Raw genomic sequence first — 18,035 nt, forward strand, 5'->3', positions numbered from 1 at the left:
CAGCATTGGCGGTCCTCGCCCGCGCGACATCATCCCGCCGGGATCAGAAACTTCAGCCCCTGCAGCTTGACGACCCGGTCGTCGACGCACACCGGCGCCGCGATCAGCCGCATCCAGCGGCGCGGGGCCTGCGCGGGCTGGATTTCGACGTCGAGGGTGAAGCCGCGCCGGTGCTTGATCGCATAGGCGCGCAATTTCTCCATCGCCGCGCGCGATCCCTCGCAATAAAGCGCTGCGGTTTCGTCGCGCACGAGCGCGGCATCGCGCGGAATGCCGAAAATATCATAGACCTCGTTCGACCAGTTCAGCCGGTTGCCATGGACAAGATCGCATTCCCAGCGGCCGATCCGCGGACGCACCAGCCCCGCGTCACCGATCACACCGGGCAGCGCGTCGAGCGTGTCGTAGCCGTGAATCTGCCCCAGCTCGAAATGGCGCTCGCGCTCATAAAGCGCCCAGCTGTGATGAACGGGCAAGGGGTGGATCGGTTTCAACGTGCTGGCCTGTCGTTGTGTCTTCCGGGGAGTAGACCACGACCGTTTAACGATTGATGAGGGCGCTTTCCAGTGCCCGCGTCATGGCGCGTTCCAGCGCGACCCCGGCCAGATTCTGCGCGCGCCCGACATGGCGGATACGCGGCGGCCGTCCTGTCCCGATTAGCGCCCGGAATACATCAAGATGGCGTATATGGTCGCCGCGGCACGGCACCCGCCCCGTAGCCTGCTCGATCACCGCCAGCGCATCGCCGACCAGTATAAAATCGCTCAATCCGCGCGTCTGCGCCAGCCGCAGCGCTGCGATCAGCGCCAGCCATTCGGCCTCCATCGCGGCCCCCGTTCCGGCGTCATGGTCGATCAGCGCGGCGCCACCGATCACCACCGCAGTCGCCATCGTCCCCGGATTGGGCCGGCATCCGCCATCGAAAAAGATTTTCATCCGCGCGCGGCTCATCGGCGGACCATAGCCAAATCGCTGGCGCGCGTCACTTCTTCCCCTACCGCGCGCTCGCGACTATGACCGGCCGGATATCCGACCGCGACAGGAGCTTTGCGTCGATGCCCATCATGGCCGCCCGTCTGTATCATGACGGAAAACTCGTTCGCGACATCGGCCCGGAAGAGGCGATTCCCGAGGAATGTGCCGACGGCGACTTCTTCTGGCTCGGGCTTTACGAACCCACCAAGGCCGAACTGGCGGGCATCGCCAAGCGTTTCGGTCTCCACCCGCTCGCAGTCGACGATGCGCTGAAGGCGAACCAGTTGCCGAAGGTCGAGGCTTATGGCGACCAGCTGTTCGTCATCGCGCGCACCGCCAATCTCGACAGCGATACGATCCAGCCGGGCGAGACCGCCTTCTTCCTCGGCCCGCATTTCTTCGTCAGTGTCCGCCACGGCTCGGCGCGCACCCACACCGACGTCCGCGCGCGGCTCGAAACGCTGCCGGCGAAGCTCGCGCACGGGCCTGACTATGTTCTTCATGCGGTACTCGACTTCATTGTGGACGGCTATTTTCCCGTCATCGACGCGATCGAGGACCGGATGCTCGGGGTCGAGGAAAGCGTCATGGACACCCCGCTCGACGCCGACGAGATCCGTCATCTCTATGCCCAGCGGCACGAGATCATCCGCTTCCAGCGGCTTGCAGGGATGATGAAGGAGGTCGCGGGGCGGCTGGCCGCCGACAATGACCTGCCGAACATCGACGATGCGGTGCGTCCCTTCTTCCGCGACGTCTTCGACCATGTCCAGCGCGCCGAATTCCGCCTCACCGGCCTCCGCGACATCGCCGCCTCGGTGATCGAAACCAACGGAATGCTGGAACAACAACGCCAGGGCGTCATCACCCGCCAGCTCGCCGCCTGGGCCGCTATCCTCGCCGTCCCGACCGCGATCGCGGGCATTTACGGCATGAATTTCGAATTCATGCCCGAACTCGGCTGGACCCTCGGCTACCCCTTCGCGCTCGGCCTGATCTTCGGGGTATCGGGCCTGCTCTTCTGGCGCTTCAAGAGCATCGGCTGGCTTTGACCCTCCCCCGGAACCCCCGCGTCGATGGTCCTGACGAATGAACGGCCCCGTCGAAGTGATCGTGAATGATCATATGCAACAAGGCTATCGCTATGAGCGCACCGCGCCCATGGGGAAGGTATTCGATCCCGGATTTGCTCCCGAACTGACCCCGGCGGAAATGCTCAGCCTCGGCGTTTTCTGCGGAAAATATATGACAGACTGCATCGCCGAGTTTCCCGCGAGCTGGTTCGGGAATGCCAAGCTGGCGCGCGGACGCCCCGACTGCGCGCTGAACTATTTCGGGGTGCGCGCAAGCGTGCCGCTGCGCGTCTGGATCGAAAAAGGGTGGATTCACCCCGACGATCCGCGCGGCTGGTTCCAATGGTATTGCCGATATTATTCCGGCCGGCGGATGCCGGTTGAAGATCGCCGCCAGATCGGGCGCTGGCGCGCTTTCCGGCGCCATGCCGCACAGGTTGTGAAGAACTGCAATCCCGGCGACCCCTTTTGCCGGCCAAAGCAACGACAAGCCCTGCTGCAATGGGCCTATGACAGCCGGATACTCTGACCCGCGATCTTTCGAACTGGCGCCATCATTCGAAACGCGGCACCGGGCTTGCGCCGCGTCGCCCGCCCCCCTAGATTTGCATCTCAACGCAACGGGAGTATCCGCCATGAACGACAACCTGCCCGCAACGCCCCGCCTTGCCGCCAGGAAAGTCCAAGTTCATGCCCTCCATCACTCTCTCGCAAATCAGCTGGTCCACGCCTGACGGCCGCGCCGTCCTTTCGGACCTCGACCTTCAATTTCCACCCGAACGCACCGGCATCGTCGGTCGCAACGGCGTTGGAAAATCGACGCTACTTCGCCTGCTCACCGGTGAACTGACGCCCTCGGCCGGGCACATGTCGATCGACGGCAGCATCGCGATGTTGCGGCAGACCGTTCAGGTCGAGGCCGGTGAAAGCATCGCCGACCTGTTCGGCGCCACCGCAGGACTCGCGCTGCTTCGCAGGGCGGAAGCGGGTGAAGCCACGGCCGACGAGATTGCGGAGGCCGACTGGACGCTCGAGGCGCGGATCGAAGCCGCACTCGCAGGCGTCGGCCTGCCCGTGTCGCCCGAAACCCCGCTAACGATGCTCTCGGGCGGGCAGCGCACCCGCGCCGCGCTCGCCGGCGCGATGTTCGCCGCGCCCGATTTCCTGTTGCTCGACGAGCCGACCAACAATCTCGACCGCGAGGGGCGCGAAGCCGTGCACGACCTGCTGCGCGGCTGGCGCGGCGGCGCGATTATCGTCAGCCACGATCGCGAACTGCTGAAGGGCATGGACGCGATCGTCGAGCTTACCGGCCTTGGCGCCGCGCGCTACGGCGGCGGATGGAGCGAATATCGCGCGCGCAAGGATATAGAGCAGGCGGCAGTGGAAGCCGAACTCGCGACGGCCGAAAAACGCGCCGACGCGGTGCAGCGCCAGGCGCAAACCGCGGCTGAACGTCAGGATCGACGCGATTCGGGGGGGCGCCGCAAGGCCGCGCGCGGCGACATGCCCCGGATCGTGATCGGCGCGATGAAGCGCCGCGCCGAGGAAACGCGCGCGGCGGGAAGCCGACTCAGCGAGCGCCAGCGCGGCGAGAGTGATGCGGCGCTCGCGGCGGCGCGCGGAAAGATCGAGGTCGTCGATCCGCTCGCCGTCGCGCTTCCCTCGACCGGTCTGCCAGGCTCGCGCACGATACTCGAAATCGACCATGTCACCGCGGGCTATATCGATGGTTCGCCGATTATCCGTGACCTCTCGCTCGCCGTCACCGGCCCCGAACGTATCGCGCTTACCGGCCCCAATGGTTCAGGAAAGTCTACATTGCTCGCGCTCGTCGCGGGAACGCTTGAGCCATGGGAAGGCCAAGTCCGCGTCGCCGTTCCCTTCGCGCTCTTCGATCAGCGCGTTAGCCTGCTCGATCCCGCGCTGTCGATCGCCGACAATTTCCTCGCGCGCAATCCGGGGACGACGAACAACCAGTGCCGCGCCGCGCTCGCGCGCTTCCGCTTTCGCGCTGCGGCGGCCGACCGCATCGTCGGCACATTGAGCGGCGGACAGATGCTTCGCGCCGGTCTCGCCTGCGTCCTCGGCGCGCCCGCACCGCCGCAGCTTCTGATCCTCGACGAACCCGGCAATCATCTCGACATCGATTCGCTCGCGGCGGTAGAAACCGGGCTCACCGCCTATGACGGCGCACTGATCGTCGTCAGCCACGACACCGCCTTTCTGGATGCCATCGGCATCACGCAAACGATCGCACTCGAATGAGCTAGGCCGCCATCACCTTCGCTATCAACCGCTCTTCCTTTTCGATCCACGGCGCGAGGCTTGGCCGCGACAGGATCGCCTCGCTCCACGCCGCGATTTTCGGATGCGCCGCGGGGTCGATACGCGCGCCGCAGTGGCGGAAATTCATCAGCGGCGATGCCACCGCGAGATCGGCGAGGGTCAACCGGTCGCCGACCAGAAAGCCCGAATCGGGGATCGCGCTTTCCAGGTAGGCGAGCAGTTTCGGCAGTTCCTCGACCTCCGCCGCCGCAGCTACCGCCAGATCCCCCGCGCGCCCCATGAATTTGGGCGCGACGATGCGGTTGAAGAACATCTTGCCGCTGCACGCCGCGAACACCGTATCGCCAAACTCGTCCCACCAGATGACGCGGCCACGCTCCTGCGGGTCCGCCGGGATCAGCGCCGGTTCGGGGTGCTTGGCCTCCAGATAGTGGATGATCGCGCTCGAATCGGCGAGGGTGAAGTCGCCATCGGCCATCGCCGGCATTTTACCGAGCGGCGACGCAGCGCGAAACCCGGGATCGGGGTCGCCGACCGCGACTCCCTTCAGTTCGAAATCAATCCCCTTCTCGCCCAGATAGCCCAGCAATTTGCGAACGAAAGGCGATACCACCGATCCATATATGATCATCCATTCTCTCCCGGCTGTTCCGACGGCAGCATAGGCGAAAGGTTGCCTTCAGCAACCCGTTGCAAGCAGCGTCGCCTGCGCCCCGCAGCGATGAAATAACCTTGCCATCGGCCAGGCCGCATGGAACAACCCGTCCCGGAAGGGGCGCTGCCACGGCAGCCATCATTCAGGAAATCAGGCAATGCGTTCCCTTTGGGCAGATCGGCTGATGGCCCTGCTGGCCCGCTTCGTCGGACTGGTCATTCTGCTCGCCACGATCACCGCCGCTTCGGCGAGTTTTTTCTACAACAAGGCGCAGGAAGCCGACCAGGCCAGCCGGATCGCGCTTCAAGCCAATGTCCGGCTGCGCGACCATGTCGCGGTCCTCGAAGGCGTGCGGGCGCTTTATCAATCCGACCCTCATTCCACCGGACCGGGCATTCGTGCCTATCTGGCGGCGCTTCAACCGCAAATCCATACCCCGGGGATGGAGGGCGTCGGTATCGCCATCGCGATCCGACAGGGAATGCCTGCCGCTGCCGAGGCGCGGCTGCGGGCCAATTATGGCAGGAACATTGCCGTCTGGCCGGTAACCGACCAGCCGATCGGCTTCCCGATCATCCTCGTCGAGCCCTACACTCCGCGCCGCAACCACGCGCTGGGCTATGACATGTACAGCGACCCCATCCGGCGCGAAGCGATGCGCCGCGCCTGGCAGACCGGCCGGCCGGCGACCAGCGGGATCGTCCAACTCGTGCAGGAAAAGGGGCTTCGCAACAAGCAGCCCGGCTTCCTCATCTATGTTCCCGTCTACGCCAGTCCGTCCGGCGCAACCCCCGCTCCAGCCGATAAGCCGCCGAAAACCGCAGCGGTTGCGACCGCCGCCAACGCCCGGCCGATCGAAGCGTTTGTCTACGCCCCCTTTCGCACCCACGACCTGATGACCGCCCTGCTCGGGTCGCAACTCGACGCGATCGAAGGGCTGGAAATCTATGCCGGCGACGGCCCGTCGGCGCCGCTGGTGTTCCGCCACGGCACGCTCGGCTGGGACGCTCACGAGCAACGGCTCAGGGTCGCCGATCATCAATGGACGATGCGAATTTCCTATGGCCGCTTCCTCGAACGGCTCGGACGCCCGCTTGGCATTTTCCTGTTCGGCGCCGCGCTCGCTCTGCTGGCGACCCAGCTGCACCGCGTCCAGCGCCGTCGGCTCGGCGCGTTTCAGGCGCTGGCCGAGGAAAGAGCGCGCCATGCCGAGGATCGCGAGCTGATGATCGGCGAAATGGCCCACCGGATGAAAAATGCCTTTGCCCGCATCGGTGCGCTCGCCCGCATCACCGTGCACGACTCAAACGATCTCGACGACTTTGAGGTAAAGTTCGACGGCCGGCTGCGCGCGCTGTCCGATGCCAAGCAGATGATCGTCACCGGCGCGGTCGATACCGTCGATCTTGGCCAGATCATTCACCGCGAACTGGGGATCGCCGGCTGGTCGCCCGATCAACTCGCCAGTATATCGGGCCCCGACATCCGCCTTGACGAAGAGGGCGCCCAGGCACTGGCACTCGTGGTGCACGAACTGGTGACGAATAGCGTCAAATATGGCGCGCTTGCGGGACACGGCGAACTTTTCGTCGGATGGCGCCGCGAGGGCGGCGATGTCCTGCTGTCATGGATTGAAAGCGGCCTTCCCGAAACGCCGCAGATCGACCGCGAAAGTTTCGGTACCCATTTCATCGGCTCGCTGATCGAGCGCCAGTTGAAGGGCCGCTGGGACCGGAATATCACCGACCATGGCCTGACGATCAGCATCCGCTGGGCCGATCACGACAGCGCGATGGCTCCACCAGATTGACAAGCCGTCGCCCCGGCGCAAGAGACGCCGCAGCAAACAAAGGGAATGAAGTGACCGGCAAGCAACTGCGCCCGACCTCGTTCGATGTCGCTGAACGCGCCGGCGTGTCGCAATCGACCGTGTCGCGCGCGCTGCGCGGCAGCCCGGGGGTCAACGCCGAAACGCGCGCGCGCGTCTCCGCCGCCGCGCGCGAGATGGGCTATGTCGTCGATCGTCACGCGTCGTCGCTACGCCTGAAAAGCAGCGAGACGATCGCACTCGTCACCATCTGCCGCCCCGGCGAAGACCGCAGCGCGATCAACCCATTCTATTTCGCGCTGCTCGGCAGCATCGCCGCCGCAACCTCCGCGCGCGGCTTTAACCTGCTCGTTTCCTTTCAGGAAAGCCCCGACAATTTCCGTGCCGATTTCGTTGCCTCGGGGCTCGCCGACGCGATGATCGTCATCGGAACGACCAGCAACCGGCCGGCGTGGCAATATTTCGCCGATGCGCAGGCTTCGGGCCTCGACTTCGTCTGCTGGGGCAGTCCGGGCAGCCCCTTCCACTGGATGCGCAGCGAAAATGACGCCGGGGGCCAGATGGCGGGCGAATATTTCGTCGCGCAGGGTCGCCGCCACATCGCTTTCGTCGGGCCACAGCAATCGCCGCAGCGCCAGTTCGACGAACGCCGCGACGGCTTTGTCGCCGCATTGGCAGCACATGGGCTGGCCCCGATCGTCGCCGAGCCACCGCCGGCGACCGACCGCCATGCACAGGGTGTCGCCGCAGCCCGCGACCTGCTGAAACGCCACCCCGAAACCGACGCGATCTTCGCGGCGAGCGACATGCTCGCGCTCGGCGTTCTTCAGGGCCTGAAAGATGCCGGTCGCCGCGTGCCCGAAGATGTCGCGTTGATCGGTTTCGACGGTATCCGCGCCGGCACTCTTGCCGACCCCGCGCTGACAACGCTGGAGCCCGACCTCGACGCAGCGGGCGAAGCGCTGGTCGCAATGGCGCTGGAGGATGACGAACACACGCGCAGCGGGACGCGCATTCCAGTGCAACTGGTCACCCGCGGCACGGCCTGACACGGTCGCAAAAGACTCCCCATCGACGGAGCAATGCAGTAACCTCTTGTTATTCGTGCCGCAATAATATGCGCCAGGGATCACAGGAAGCCGCATTGACCGGACAGTTTTTCATCTCGCTACTCAACCCGGCCATCGGCCTGTTGTTCGCGGTCGCCTTCTTCCTGATGTGGCTGAATCGCCGCGAAACCTATATCGCCTATGCCGCTGGTGCCTATGTCGCGACGGCGTTCGCTTTCCTGATCCAGGACATGGCGCCAGTGCTGCCGATGGAATTGCAGCGGCTGCCCGCAAATTTCAGCTTCCTGCTCACCGGAGTCTTGTTCGCGGCTGCGATCATCAAGCGCTATCGCCTGCCTGTACCCTGGCGGGAGATGATAGTGGCGATGACGGTATCGCTCACCGTCTTCCTGTGGTTTCTACTCGGCCAGCCGAACATTGCGGCGCGCATTTATGCGATCAGCATAGGCGCGGGCGCAATTGCACTGATGGTCGTCCGCGCGCTGTGGCCGATCGAAAAACCCCATCTGATCGACAAAGTATTGTTCTGGGTCGCGACGCTGACCGCCGCCAATCTGATCATCCGTCCCGTCGCCATGCTAACGATAGGCGGCGGCTTCGACAATTATGACGGGTTCCAGCAATCACTTTACTGGACCACGGTCCAGTTCAGCCAGGCGATGGTATCGGTCGCCGCCGCGATCAGCCTGATGGTCGCGATCGCGATCGACATGATCGCCGAACTGCGCGTGGAGGCGGCAGGCGATACGCTGTCGGGCCTGCTCAACCGCCGCGGGTTCGAGGCGGAAGCCGGCGCGGCGCTGCGCCGCTGTGCCGCCGAGAAGGCCACCGCCGCGCTGTTGATTGCCGATCTCGATCATTTCAAGGCGGTCAACGACACGCACGGGCACGCGGTCGGCGACGCGATCATCGCCGCCTTTGGCGCGCATGTCCGCGCGGTCGGCCCTGCGGGCATGATCGCAGGGCGCATCGGCGGCGATGAATTTGCTATCCTTGTTCCCGGTGCGGGCATCGAAGCGGGGCGCCAACTCGCCGAGACGATCCGCAGCGAACTTCACGCCGCCTGCGCCGGGCGCATTCCGGCCGCGCTACGCCCTTCGACCTGCATCGGAATCAGCGTCGGTACCGCCGGTGCCGCATTGTCCCAGTTGATGGATCAGGCCGATCAGGCGCTTTATGACGCCAAGCGAACCGGCCGCGACTGCGTCCGCACCTTCACGCCAACGGTGATCAGGGCGGCCAGCGCCTGACCATGCCAGATGACGAAATTTCATGGAAAAGCATGAAGTTGGTTGCCATAATAGTCCGCACCCTGTGACACCCGTCACCACCGCACCGTCGGGCGCGGTGTTATAGCCATGCTCGAACGGACCGATCCGGCGCGCCGATTGCCGCGATCGATCGCCTGGAAGACTGGAGACTATCGTGCAAAAATTGCTCGCGGCCGCCGCCCTTGTTGCGATGACGGTCACCCCACCGCTGATACCCTCCACCTTCGCTGCCAGCGATACCCCCGTCGCAGTGGTCGAAACCGAATTCACCCCGCTCGACGAGATCGACCGGGTGCGCCAATCGAGCTGCGGCGTCGATGATTTCGAGGAGTTTCTGACCTGGTATGTCAGTTCCACCAAATCCGGCGGCTGGCTGGAACAGGTGATCTGGACCAACTATATGGTGAAGGTCGGCAAACTCGCCGATCCAGAAGCCCCCGCCAATTGGGTCGATCGTCAGGATTATCTGGGCCAGTTCCGGATCACATCGACCGACTATCGCTTCAGCCGCCGGGACCCGACCGCTGTGCCGAATGACGAATTCCGCAAGATCACGCTGACGCGTCTCGGCGACAAGCAGTATCGCGTCGATTGGCAGGGCGGACTGCCCTTCGCGGGAGTTGAAGGCATCGATCGGGACGCCCTCGCCGGCGCCTATATTTTCGAGCACAAGAAGGATTGCTGGTATCTGACCGGCGACCTGCGCTGATCGGGCGTCGGGACGAATGCGACTTCTCTCTTTCGCGCTGCTTTCGTTGCTATGGCTCGTTCCCGCGCAGGCCGACGCGCAAACAATCGGCAACGACGGTCGGCAGTCGTTATCGCCCAGCCCTGCCGAAGATGCATTGATCTCGCGCTATCGCTGCGATGTAAAACGCGAACTGAACGGCGGCACGGCCACATTGACCCGGCTGTTCACCGACGAAGGCAAGCGCGATGCCGGCGATTTCATGCGCTGGAACCCTAGGGGCTATGACCCTTCGCGCCCCGCGCGCCCACTCGACGTCGAACTTTCCTATATATGGGAACCGGCCAGCCAGCCCACGGTCGAGCCCCGCGCGATCGACGTGAAGCTTCGGGTCAGGCTGGATGCGGACCTTCCCGACGTGGCGTGGATCCAGATGCAGCGGCCGTTTCCGGTCAAGCCCTATGGCATTGTCGGCAGCACCGCGCTCTCCACCCAAGTCTTTCCCTATAGCGCCCATGACATGAATAATGGCCATGGCGAACTGCCACTCGGTGATCTGCTCGCCTATGCCGAAGGCTATGATGCGCTCGACTGGATGTTGATCCGCCCATCGGACCGGCTTGGCGGAGACAAGGAACTGGCGCGCGGCAAGATCGATATCAAGGCGCTTCGCGAGGCGGTGGCGGCGCTACCCGCATTGCGCAAGGCGCTGGCGGTCAAAAACGCCGCTCCCATGGCACGATGCGAACGGGTCAGTTGGCCAAATCGCCCGGCCCACTGATCGCGGAGACAAGGTTCCGAATGTCTCGAGCCCGAAAATTCAGGAAAAGGATCTGATATCCAAATTGCAGCTTTTGCAGGCGTCGCCTTGCTGAGCGTTTCGGCATGCGCACAAAAGGAGAGCCCGCCCGCCGACGAGACCGTGGCGGCCCCGCCAACCTGTCGTCCTATGTGGGCAAATATCCGTTCGACGCGGTGGATGGCCACCGCTTCCTTGACAATCCGGCGGTCAAGTCGGGGATCGCTGCGGCACTACCCGACAAGAAAATGCGCGAACGCGTCCGTCCGAGGATGATAGCGTCAATGCGCCGATCGTGATGGCGAACGGGCGCCTTCTCGCCTGGGGCGGCTCCAGGCGTGCCGAGGACCGCTATAACCGGGCCGTTGCGATTGCGCCCGATGGGTCGATGCCCGAAGTCTGCATCTATGACGGGGTCGGCTATGGCGAGGACTTCCAGGCCTCGCAGTGGTTCGTGCCGGGAAAGCCAGGCATCATGAAGCAGGGAAAATGCCCCTCCTCGGCCAAAGACTACCCTGTCGCCGAAATCGCTGCCGGGTGAAGGCTACGAAGTAAATCTGGCCTGTTCGATACCGCAATGTCGCGATACAGAGCCACAAACAGCAGAGACAGGAGTTTTTGTGCGCATAACTTCAATGCAAAGATCATCATTTGTTGCCGCAAGCCTCGCCTTGGCCGTTCCCGGATCGGCCACCGCCGAACAGCCGGCCGTAAAGGAGGCCAGTTCGACGCAGGGAACCGCGTGGCTCAACCGCCAAATGGCGGCGCTCACCGAACGCCATGGCGGCGCTGGCTGGACCACCACCGCAAGCGGGCTACGTTGGCGCCGGGTTGCAGGCGACGGCAGCGGCGCCCGGCCCGGCCCAACCGATCCGGTCACCGTCCATTATGTAGGCACCTTCGTCGACGGCGGCGAGTTCGACAGCTCGGTCAGGCGCGGCGAACCGGCAACCTTTCCGCTCAATCGCGTGATCACGGGCTGGCAGGAAGGCGTGACACTGATGGGCATCGGCGACAAGTTCGAATTCGCCATCCCCTATCAGCTGGCCTATGGTCCCGCCGGCCGGGGGCCGATTCCGGGCTACGCGACGCTCCTGTTCACCGTCGAACTGCTAAGCATCGAATCCTCTGGCACCTGACCAAGGCAGCATCGTCGGCGCGAACACGGGCCGGCAGGTGACGCAACGAGAGCGAACAACCATGAATTTCTCCCGACTGCAGCACACGAGCAAGATTGGCGACGACTGGGCCTATCCCGCGACGACCCCGCTGCGTAGCGGCCATCTCGCCGTCGACACCGACCCGGCGCATCGCATTTACTGGGAGGAATATGGCGCGGCCGATGGCGAGCCCGTCATGTTTCTCCACGGCGGCCCCGGCGGCGCCTGCTCGCCCGAAATGGCGCGCTTCTTCGATCCCGCGCGCTACCGCGTCATTCTGTTCGACCAGCGCGGTTGCGGCAAGAGCGAGCCCAATGTTGCGGCAGCGGGGCCGGCGGTCGCACTACGCCACAACACCACCGCCGATCTGATCGGCGACATCAACAAGCTCCGCGATGCGCTCGCCATCGACGAGCCCATGCATGTATTCGGCGGCAGCTGGGGCAGCACGCTTGCTATGGCCTATGCCATCGCCTTCCCGCAGCATTGCGCCAGCCTGATCCTGCGTGGCATTTTCCTCGGCGCACCCGAGGATCTCGACTATCTTTACCAAGGCAATGCCGCGACCTTCGAAGAGGCGCCTTATGCCCTCACCGCGCCCGGTGCCTATATCCACTACCCCGACGAATGGCGCGCGCTGCTCGCGGTCCTCACCCCCGCCGAGCGCGGCGATGTGATGGCGTCGTACAAGGCGATCTTCGACATGGTTCCGGCGAACGACGCCGAGCGCGAACGCCAGCAGGCCGCCGCGCTCACCTGGTCATTGTGGGAGGGCACCATCTCCAACATGATCCCCGAATCCGCCGAGACCGGCAAGTTCGGCGACGCCGATTTCGCGCTCTGCTTCGCGCAGATCGAGGCGCATTATTTTGCAAACAACCTGTTCATTGAACCCGGCCATTTGCTGGACAATGCCGACACCCTCGCCGCGATCCCGATCCACATCGTCCACGGCCGTTTCGACGAAGTCTGCCCGCTGACGCAGGCATCGCGCCTCGTCGCCGCCCTGCGCGGCGCAGGCGCCGAACCCGCGACCTATATTGTCACCAACGCGGGGCATAGCGCGATGGAGCGCGAAAATGCGCTCGCGCTCACCGCGATCATGGACGGATTGCCGCGGGCCTGATTGAAAGCCCACCCCGACCCCCCTTGCATTTCCACGGCCTAAGCGTAGGGAGGCGCCGACATAAACCCGCGCGTGCGACTCTCGTTGGCCCCGCTTTCCTGGTCGGGCCTCGGCCGTCATTCCCCGCCGCGCCAACATGGGGACTGCAATCCTATGACGACCACCGGTAACGACACGCTCGGTACCCGCTCGACGCTCGACGTCGGCGGCAAGACATACGCCTATTACTCGCTCGACAAGGCGGCGGCGAAGCTCGGCGACGTATCGCGGCTCCCCTTCTCGATGAAGGTGCTGCTCGAAAATTTGCTGCGTTTCGAGGATGGCGGTTTCACCGTGTCGACCGATGACGTCCAGGCGCTGGTCGACTGGCAGAAGGATCCCCATTCGAACCGCGAGATCCAGTATCGCCCGGCACGCGTGCTGCTTCAGGACTTCACCGGCGTTCCCTGCGTGGTCGATCTGGCCGCGATGCGCGATGCGATCGCGACGCTCGGCGGCGACACGTCAAAGATCAACCCGCTGGTCCCCGTCCACCTCGTCATCGATCACTCGGTCATGGTCGACGAATTCGGCCACCCCAAGGCCTTCTCGCAGAATGTCGAAATCGAATATTATCGCAACGGCGAGCGTTACGACTTCCTGAAATGGGGGTCGAAGAGCCTCGACAACTTCAAGGCGGTCCCTCCCGGCACCGGCATCTGCCATCAGGTTAACCTCGAGCATATCGCGCAGGCGGTGTGGTCGAGCGAAGATAGCGACGGCACCACCATCGCCTATCCCGACACCTGCGTCGGCACCGACAGCCACACGACGATGATCAACGGCCTGGGCGTACTCGGCTGGGGCGTCGGCGGGATCGAAGCCGAAGCCGCAATGCTCGGCCAACCCGTGTCGATGCTCATCCCCGAAGTCGTCGGCTTCAAGCTCACCGGCAAGCTCAACGAAGGCGTCACCGCGACCGACCTCGTGCTCACCGCGACCCAGATGCTCCGCGCCAAGGGCGTCGTCGGCCGCTTCGTCGAATATTTCGGCCCAGGCCTCTCGTCGCTGTCGCTCGCCGACCGCGCGACGCTTGCCAACATGGCGCCCGAATATGGCGCGACCTGCGGCTTCTTCGGTATCGACGACAAGACGCTCGATTACATGCGCCTCACCGGCCGCACCCAGGAAAATATCGCGCTGGTCGAAGCCTATGCCAAGGCGCAGGGCTTGTGGCTGACTGAAGACATGGCCGACCCTGTCTTCACCGACACACTGACCCTCGACATGGGCAGCGTCGTCCCGTCGCTCGCCGGACCGAAGCGTCCGCAGGACAAAGTCGTGCTCACCGAAGTCGACGATGTGTTCAACGCCGACCTGTCCAGCGTCTACAAGCATGACGGCATCAAGCGCGTCGCAGTCGAAGGCGCGAGCCACGACATCGGCGACGGCGACGTCGTCATCGCCGCAATCACCAGCTGCACCAACACCTCGAACCCCGGCGTCATGGTCGCAGCGGGCCTCGTCGCGCGCAAGGCGAACGCGCTGGGGCTGAAGCCCAAGCCGTGGGTCAAGACGTCGCTCGCACCGGGATCACAGGTCGTCACCGACTATTTCGACCGCGCCGGCCTCACCGCCGATCTCGACGCGATCGGCTTCAACCTCGTCGGCTATGGCTGCACGACCTGCATCGGCAACTCGGGCCCGCTCGCCGGACCGATTTCGGAAGCGATCAACGGCAATGACATCGTCGCCGCTTCGGTCATTTCGGGCAACCGCAACTTCGAAGGCCGCGTGTCACCCGACGTGCGCGCGAACTTCCTCGCCTCGCCGCCGCTCGTCGTCGCTTATGCCCTCAAGGGCACGGTGACCGAAGATTTCACCACCACCCCGATCGGGCAGGACCAGCAGGGCAAGGACGTGTTCCTCAAGGACATCTGGCCGACCAACCAGGAAGTCGCCGACACGATGGCGGCGTGCATCGACCGCGACATGTTCGAGGCGCGCTACGAACATGTCTATCGCGGCGACGAGCATTGGCAGAAGATCGAGGTCGAAGGCTCGGATACCTACCAGTGGCGCGCCGGTTCGACCTATGTCGCCAACCCGCCCTATTTCGAGGGCATGAGCATGACCCCGGCGCCGGTCAAAGACATTATCGATGCCAAGCCGCTCGCAATTCTCGGCGATTCGATCACCACCGATCACATCTCGCCCGCAGGCTCGATCAAGGCGGACTCGCCCGCCGGCAAGTGGCTGATGGAGCATCAGGTCGCCAAGGCCGACTTCAACAGCTATGGCGCACGCCGCGGCCACCACGATGTCATGATGCGCGGCACCTTCGCCAACATCCGCATCAAGAATGAAATGGTCCCCGGCATCGAGGGCGGCATGTCGCGCTATGGCGCCGAAGTCATGCCAATCTATGACGCCGCGATGCGCCACAAAGCCGACGGCACCCCGCTCGTCGTCATTGCGGGCAAGGAATATGGCACCGGTTCGTCGCGCGACTGGGCGGCAAAGGGCACCAACCTGCTCGGCGTCCGCACCGTAATCGTCGAAAGCTTCGAACGTATCCACCGTTCGAACCTCGTCGGCATGGGCGTACTGCCGCTGCAGTTCGTCGACGGCCAGACGCGCGAGACGCTGGGCCTGACCGGCGACGACACCTTCACCATCACCGGCGTCGCGGACCTGAAACCGCGCCAGTCGGTCACGGTGAATGTCACGCGCGCCGATGGTTCGACCTTCAGCTTCGAGACGCTTTGCCGGATCGATACCGCGAACGAGGTCGAATATTATATGAACGGCGGCATCTTGCATTACGTGCTGCGCAAACTCGCGGCCTGATGCTAAACGAGGGCGATGAGCGGACTTCTTCTTTTCGCCCTCGGTTTTCTTTGCGGCGCCGGCCTGATGCTGGCGCTGCGCCGTGGCGGCGATGCGCGCGACCTCACCAGTCCCCCGCGCGTCGCCCCGCCACCGGCCATACGCCCGCCGGGCTCGACGCAGGCTGAAGCGTCGTGGACAGGCGTCCACATCAACAGCCAAACCATCGAAGACACCGAGCTTCTCGACCTGATCCGCCGCGGCCGCAAGATCGAGGCGATCAAGCGGATGCGCGAATTGACCGGGATGCGGCTCGCCGCAGCCAAGGATGCGGTCGAGACGTTGGAACAGACGCTGCGCTAACTGAAGCCAGCACACACCCCGATGACAGGAGCCGGCCCGATGCCATCGACACCAAGCGAAAACGCGCAGCCCGCCACCGTTGCCGGCACCGCGCGACATTGGCGCTGGACACTTCTCCGCCGCATCGTTCATTTTCGCGAGACTTGGGCAGAAGAGGTCACAAACATCGATCAGGCGGCGGTGATCGCCAAGATCCGTCCCGACGGCGCCTGGTCGCCGCGCTTCGCCTTCATGTCGAGCATGGCGGCGGGGATCGCGATTCTGGGGCTGCTCCAGAACAGCGTCGCGGTGATTATCGGTGCCATGCTGATCGCGCCGCTGATGGGGCCGATCATGGCGCTGGGCTTTGCCATCGCGACGGGCGATTTCGCATGGATGAAGGAAAGCGTGCGAACCCTCCTCGGGGGGGTATTGCTGGCGCTGTTGCTCGTCGTCATCCTCGTCACGATTTCGCCGATCCAGGCGGTGACGAGCGAGATTGCCGCCCGCACCCAGCCGACGCTCTTCGACTTGGGCGTCGCGCTCTTCTCAGCGCTCGCAGGGGCTTATGCCGTAGTGCGCGGGCGCGAAGGCACGATCATCGGCGTTGCCATTGCCACCGCATTGATGCCGCCGCTTGCGGTCGTCGGTTTCGGCCTCGCGACCGCGCAATGGAGCATCTTCGGCGGCGCACTGATGCTGTTCTTCACCAACTTCATGACGATCGCGCTGTCGGCGGCAATCGTCGCGCGCGCGTACGGTTTTTCGGCCAGTCTGTCGCCCGACCAGACGCGGCGCCAGACGCTGATGATCGTCGTCTCCTTCCTGTTGCTGGCGATTCCGCTCGGCATGTCGCTGCGCCAGATCGCATGGGAAGCAACCGTGCAGGCACAGGCACGCGCCGCTGTCGGTGACGTCTTCCCCGCCTCGGCCCGAATCACTGACCTCAATGTCGATGCGACCGCGGCCCCCGTGATCGTCCAGGCCGCAATTCTGACCCGCACCGCCCAACCCGGCGCCGACGCCAAGGTCGAGGCTGCGCTCGAGCGCCGATTGAAGCGCGACACAAAGGTGACGCTCGATCAGTATCTGATCGGCTCGGCGGTCGATCTCGCCGCGGCACGCAATGACATGGCGCGGCTGCGCGACGTCGCCGCGCGCGCCGAGCGCGAAAATGCCGACATCAGCCGTGATCTCGCGTTGCTCGCCGGGGTCGATGCGAAAGCAGTGACGGTCGACAATGAAAAGAAGCGCGCAACGGTGCGCGCGGTTCGCTTGCCCGACGCCGGCCTTGGTGCCTATCGCGCCCTCGAGGAGCGGATGCGCGCCGCCCGGCCCGACTGGACAATCGAACTGGTGCCGCCGCCGCTGCCGCTGCCACCGGTGACGGTCGTTGATGGAAAGATTGCCGGCAGCTCGAGCGCCAATTACCAGCTACTCCGCTGGGCGGCGCGGCGCAGCGCATTGCCGATCGCACTCGGCGGCCCGGGCGCCACAACGTTGTTGCAGGCCTTGGTTGCCGATGGCCTCACCGCAAATCTGACGGAAGGGGCCAGCGCGGGCGACGGTATCGTCACCGCCACGTGGCAGCTTCCCGATGGTGGGCGCTGACGGGCTCGAACCGCCGACCCTCTCGGTGTAAACGAGATGCTCTACCAACTGAGCTAAGCGCCCCATTCGGGAAGCGCGCCCCTGCCACAGCTTGGCCGGGCTGGCAAGTCAGACGTCGCGGATATACGCTTGTGAACAGATGTCCGAGCTTGTCACTTCCCCTGCCCTCCGGCGGGATCAGGATAAACTTGATTCAGATAATGCGGCGACGGGAGCGGAAACGACCTCAGATAGAGTCTGGAATTGAAAAAGACCAGGCACGGGCGGTTCCTGCGTGATATCGCCGGCGTGTGGTCTGACGGGGGCGCTGGCGGAGGCGCTTGCAGCGTTCATGGCGGTA

General features: G+C 64.4%; 18 protein-coding genes and 1 tRNA gene. 15 read left to right on the forward strand and 4 right to left on the reverse strand.

All coding sequences use genetic code 11. The features are described from left to right. Positions 1-29: 29 nt before the first annotated feature. Together AC1RRJ_RS19290 and AC1RRJ_RS19295 are read right to left on the reverse strand one after the other, a co-directional pair. Entirely contained in the window at positions 30-494 is a 465-nt protein-coding gene (locus tag AC1RRJ_RS19290) for a hypothetical protein (RefSeq protein WP_493125688.1), read from the reverse strand. 46 nt (positions 495-540) lie between these two features. After that, entirely contained in the window at positions 541-936 is a 396-nt protein-coding gene (locus tag AC1RRJ_RS19295; RefSeq protein WP_493125690.1) for a reverse transcriptase-like protein, read from the reverse strand. A 119-nt stretch (positions 937-1,055) separates the two neighbouring features. On the opposite strand from AC1RRJ_RS19295, the gene AC1RRJ_RS19300 reads away from it, so the two are divergent. From AC1RRJ_RS19300 to AC1RRJ_RS19310, 3 genes are all read left to right on the forward strand, one after another. After that, entirely contained in the window at positions 1,056-2,027 is a 972-nt protein-coding gene (locus AC1RRJ_RS19300) for a magnesium and cobalt transport protein CorA (protein WP_493125692.1), read from the forward strand. A gap of 37 nt (positions 2,028-2,064) precedes the next feature. After that, a complete protein-coding gene (locus AC1RRJ_RS19305; protein WP_493125694.1) occupies positions 2,065-2,577 on the forward strand; it encodes a hypothetical protein in 513 nt (170 codons plus the stop codon). 161 nt (positions 2,578-2,738) lie between these two features. Then, on the forward strand, positions 2,739-4,316 hold the full coding sequence (locus AC1RRJ_RS19310) for an ABC-F family ATP-binding cassette domain-containing protein (protein ID WP_493125696.1): 1,578 nt from the start codon (positions 2,739-2,741) through the stop codon (positions 4,314-4,316). 1 nt (position 4,317) lies between these two features. Here the strand turns inward: AC1RRJ_RS19310 and AC1RRJ_RS19315 are convergent, their stop codons facing one another. Continuing rightward, positions 4,318-4,968 (reverse strand): glutathione S-transferase family protein, encoded by a 651-nt coding sequence (locus tag AC1RRJ_RS19315; protein ID WP_493125698.1) that lies wholly within the window; start codon positions 4,966-4,968, stop codon positions 4,318-4,320. Between the two features lie 208 nt (positions 4,969-5,176). Between AC1RRJ_RS19315 and AC1RRJ_RS19320 the strand changes: the two genes are divergently transcribed. The 12 genes from AC1RRJ_RS19320 to AC1RRJ_RS19375 all read left to right on the forward strand — a co-directional run bounded on the left by AC1RRJ_RS19320 (position 5,177) and on the right by AC1RRJ_RS19375 (position 17,695). Continuing rightward, entirely contained in the window at positions 5,177-6,802 is a 1,626-nt protein-coding gene (locus AC1RRJ_RS19320; protein WP_493125700.1) for a CHASE domain-containing protein, read from the forward strand. A 50-nt stretch (positions 6,803-6,852) separates the two neighbouring features. After that, positions 6,853-7,869: a LacI family DNA-binding transcriptional regulator gene (locus AC1RRJ_RS19325; RefSeq protein ID WP_493125702.1), complete on the forward strand. Its 1,017-nt coding sequence runs from the start codon at positions 6,853-6,855 to the stop codon at positions 7,867-7,869. A gap of 68 nt (positions 7,870-7,937) precedes the next feature. Then, a complete protein-coding gene (locus AC1RRJ_RS19330) occupies positions 7,938-9,140 on the forward strand; it encodes a GGDEF domain-containing protein (protein ID WP_493125704.1) in 1,203 nt (400 codons plus the stop codon). Positions 9,141-9,315: 175 nt separating this feature from the next. Continuing rightward, on the forward strand, positions 9,316-9,870 hold the full coding sequence (locus AC1RRJ_RS19335; RefSeq protein ID WP_493125706.1) for a hypothetical protein: 555 nt from the start codon (positions 9,316-9,318) through the stop codon (positions 9,868-9,870). A 16-nt stretch (positions 9,871-9,886) separates the two neighbouring features. Further along, positions 9,887-10,630, forward strand: coding sequence for a hypothetical protein (locus AC1RRJ_RS19340; protein WP_493125708.1), 744 nt, complete (start codon positions 9,887-9,889; stop codon positions 10,628-10,630). Between the two features lie 104 nt (positions 10,631-10,734). Next, complete coding sequence (locus AC1RRJ_RS19345; RefSeq protein ID WP_493125710.1) at positions 10,735-10,947, forward strand: hypothetical protein; 213 nt, start codon at positions 10,735-10,737, stop codon at positions 10,945-10,947. Further along, complete coding sequence (locus tag AC1RRJ_RS19350) at positions 10,947-11,189, forward strand: hypothetical protein (RefSeq protein ID WP_493125712.1); 243 nt, start codon at positions 10,947-10,949, stop codon at positions 11,187-11,189. The genes AC1RRJ_RS19345 and AC1RRJ_RS19350 overlap by 1 nt, the downstream gene beginning before the upstream one ends. Before the next feature lie 130 nt (positions 11,190-11,319). Then, positions 11,320-11,787, forward strand: coding sequence for an FKBP-type peptidyl-prolyl cis-trans isomerase (locus AC1RRJ_RS19355; protein ID WP_493125714.1), 468 nt, complete (start codon positions 11,320-11,322; stop codon positions 11,785-11,787). Positions 11,788-11,848: 61 nt separating this feature from the next. Beyond that, positions 11,849-12,934 carry a prolyl aminopeptidase gene (pip, locus tag AC1RRJ_RS19360; RefSeq protein WP_493125716.1) on the forward strand — a complete coding sequence of 362 codons (1,086 nt, stop codon included), beginning with the start codon at positions 11,849-11,851 and terminating at the stop codon, positions 12,932-12,934. A 153-nt stretch (positions 12,935-13,087) separates the two neighbouring features. Further along, entirely contained in the window at positions 13,088-15,763 is a 2,676-nt protein-coding gene (acnA, locus tag AC1RRJ_RS19365; protein ID WP_493125718.1) for an aconitate hydratase AcnA, read from the forward strand. Positions 15,764-15,778: 15 nt separating this feature from the next. Next, positions 15,779-16,105, forward strand: coding sequence for a ribosomal protein L7/L12 (locus AC1RRJ_RS19370; RefSeq protein WP_493125720.1), 327 nt, complete (start codon positions 15,779-15,781; stop codon positions 16,103-16,105). Positions 16,106-16,144: 39 nt separating this feature from the next. Continuing rightward, positions 16,145-17,695 (forward strand): TIGR00341 family protein, encoded by a 1,551-nt coding sequence (locus AC1RRJ_RS19375; protein WP_493125722.1) that lies wholly within the window; start codon positions 16,145-16,147, stop codon positions 17,693-17,695. Here the strand turns inward: AC1RRJ_RS19375 and AC1RRJ_RS19380 are convergent. Beyond that, a tRNA-Val gene (locus AC1RRJ_RS19380) sits at positions 17,683-17,758 on the reverse strand. The two genes, AC1RRJ_RS19375 and AC1RRJ_RS19380, sit on opposite strands and share 13 nt — an antisense overlap. Positions 17,759-18,035: the final 277 nt, after the last annotated feature.

It is taken from the genome of Sphingopyxis sp. GW821-FHT12C06 (genome assembly GCF_058807415.1).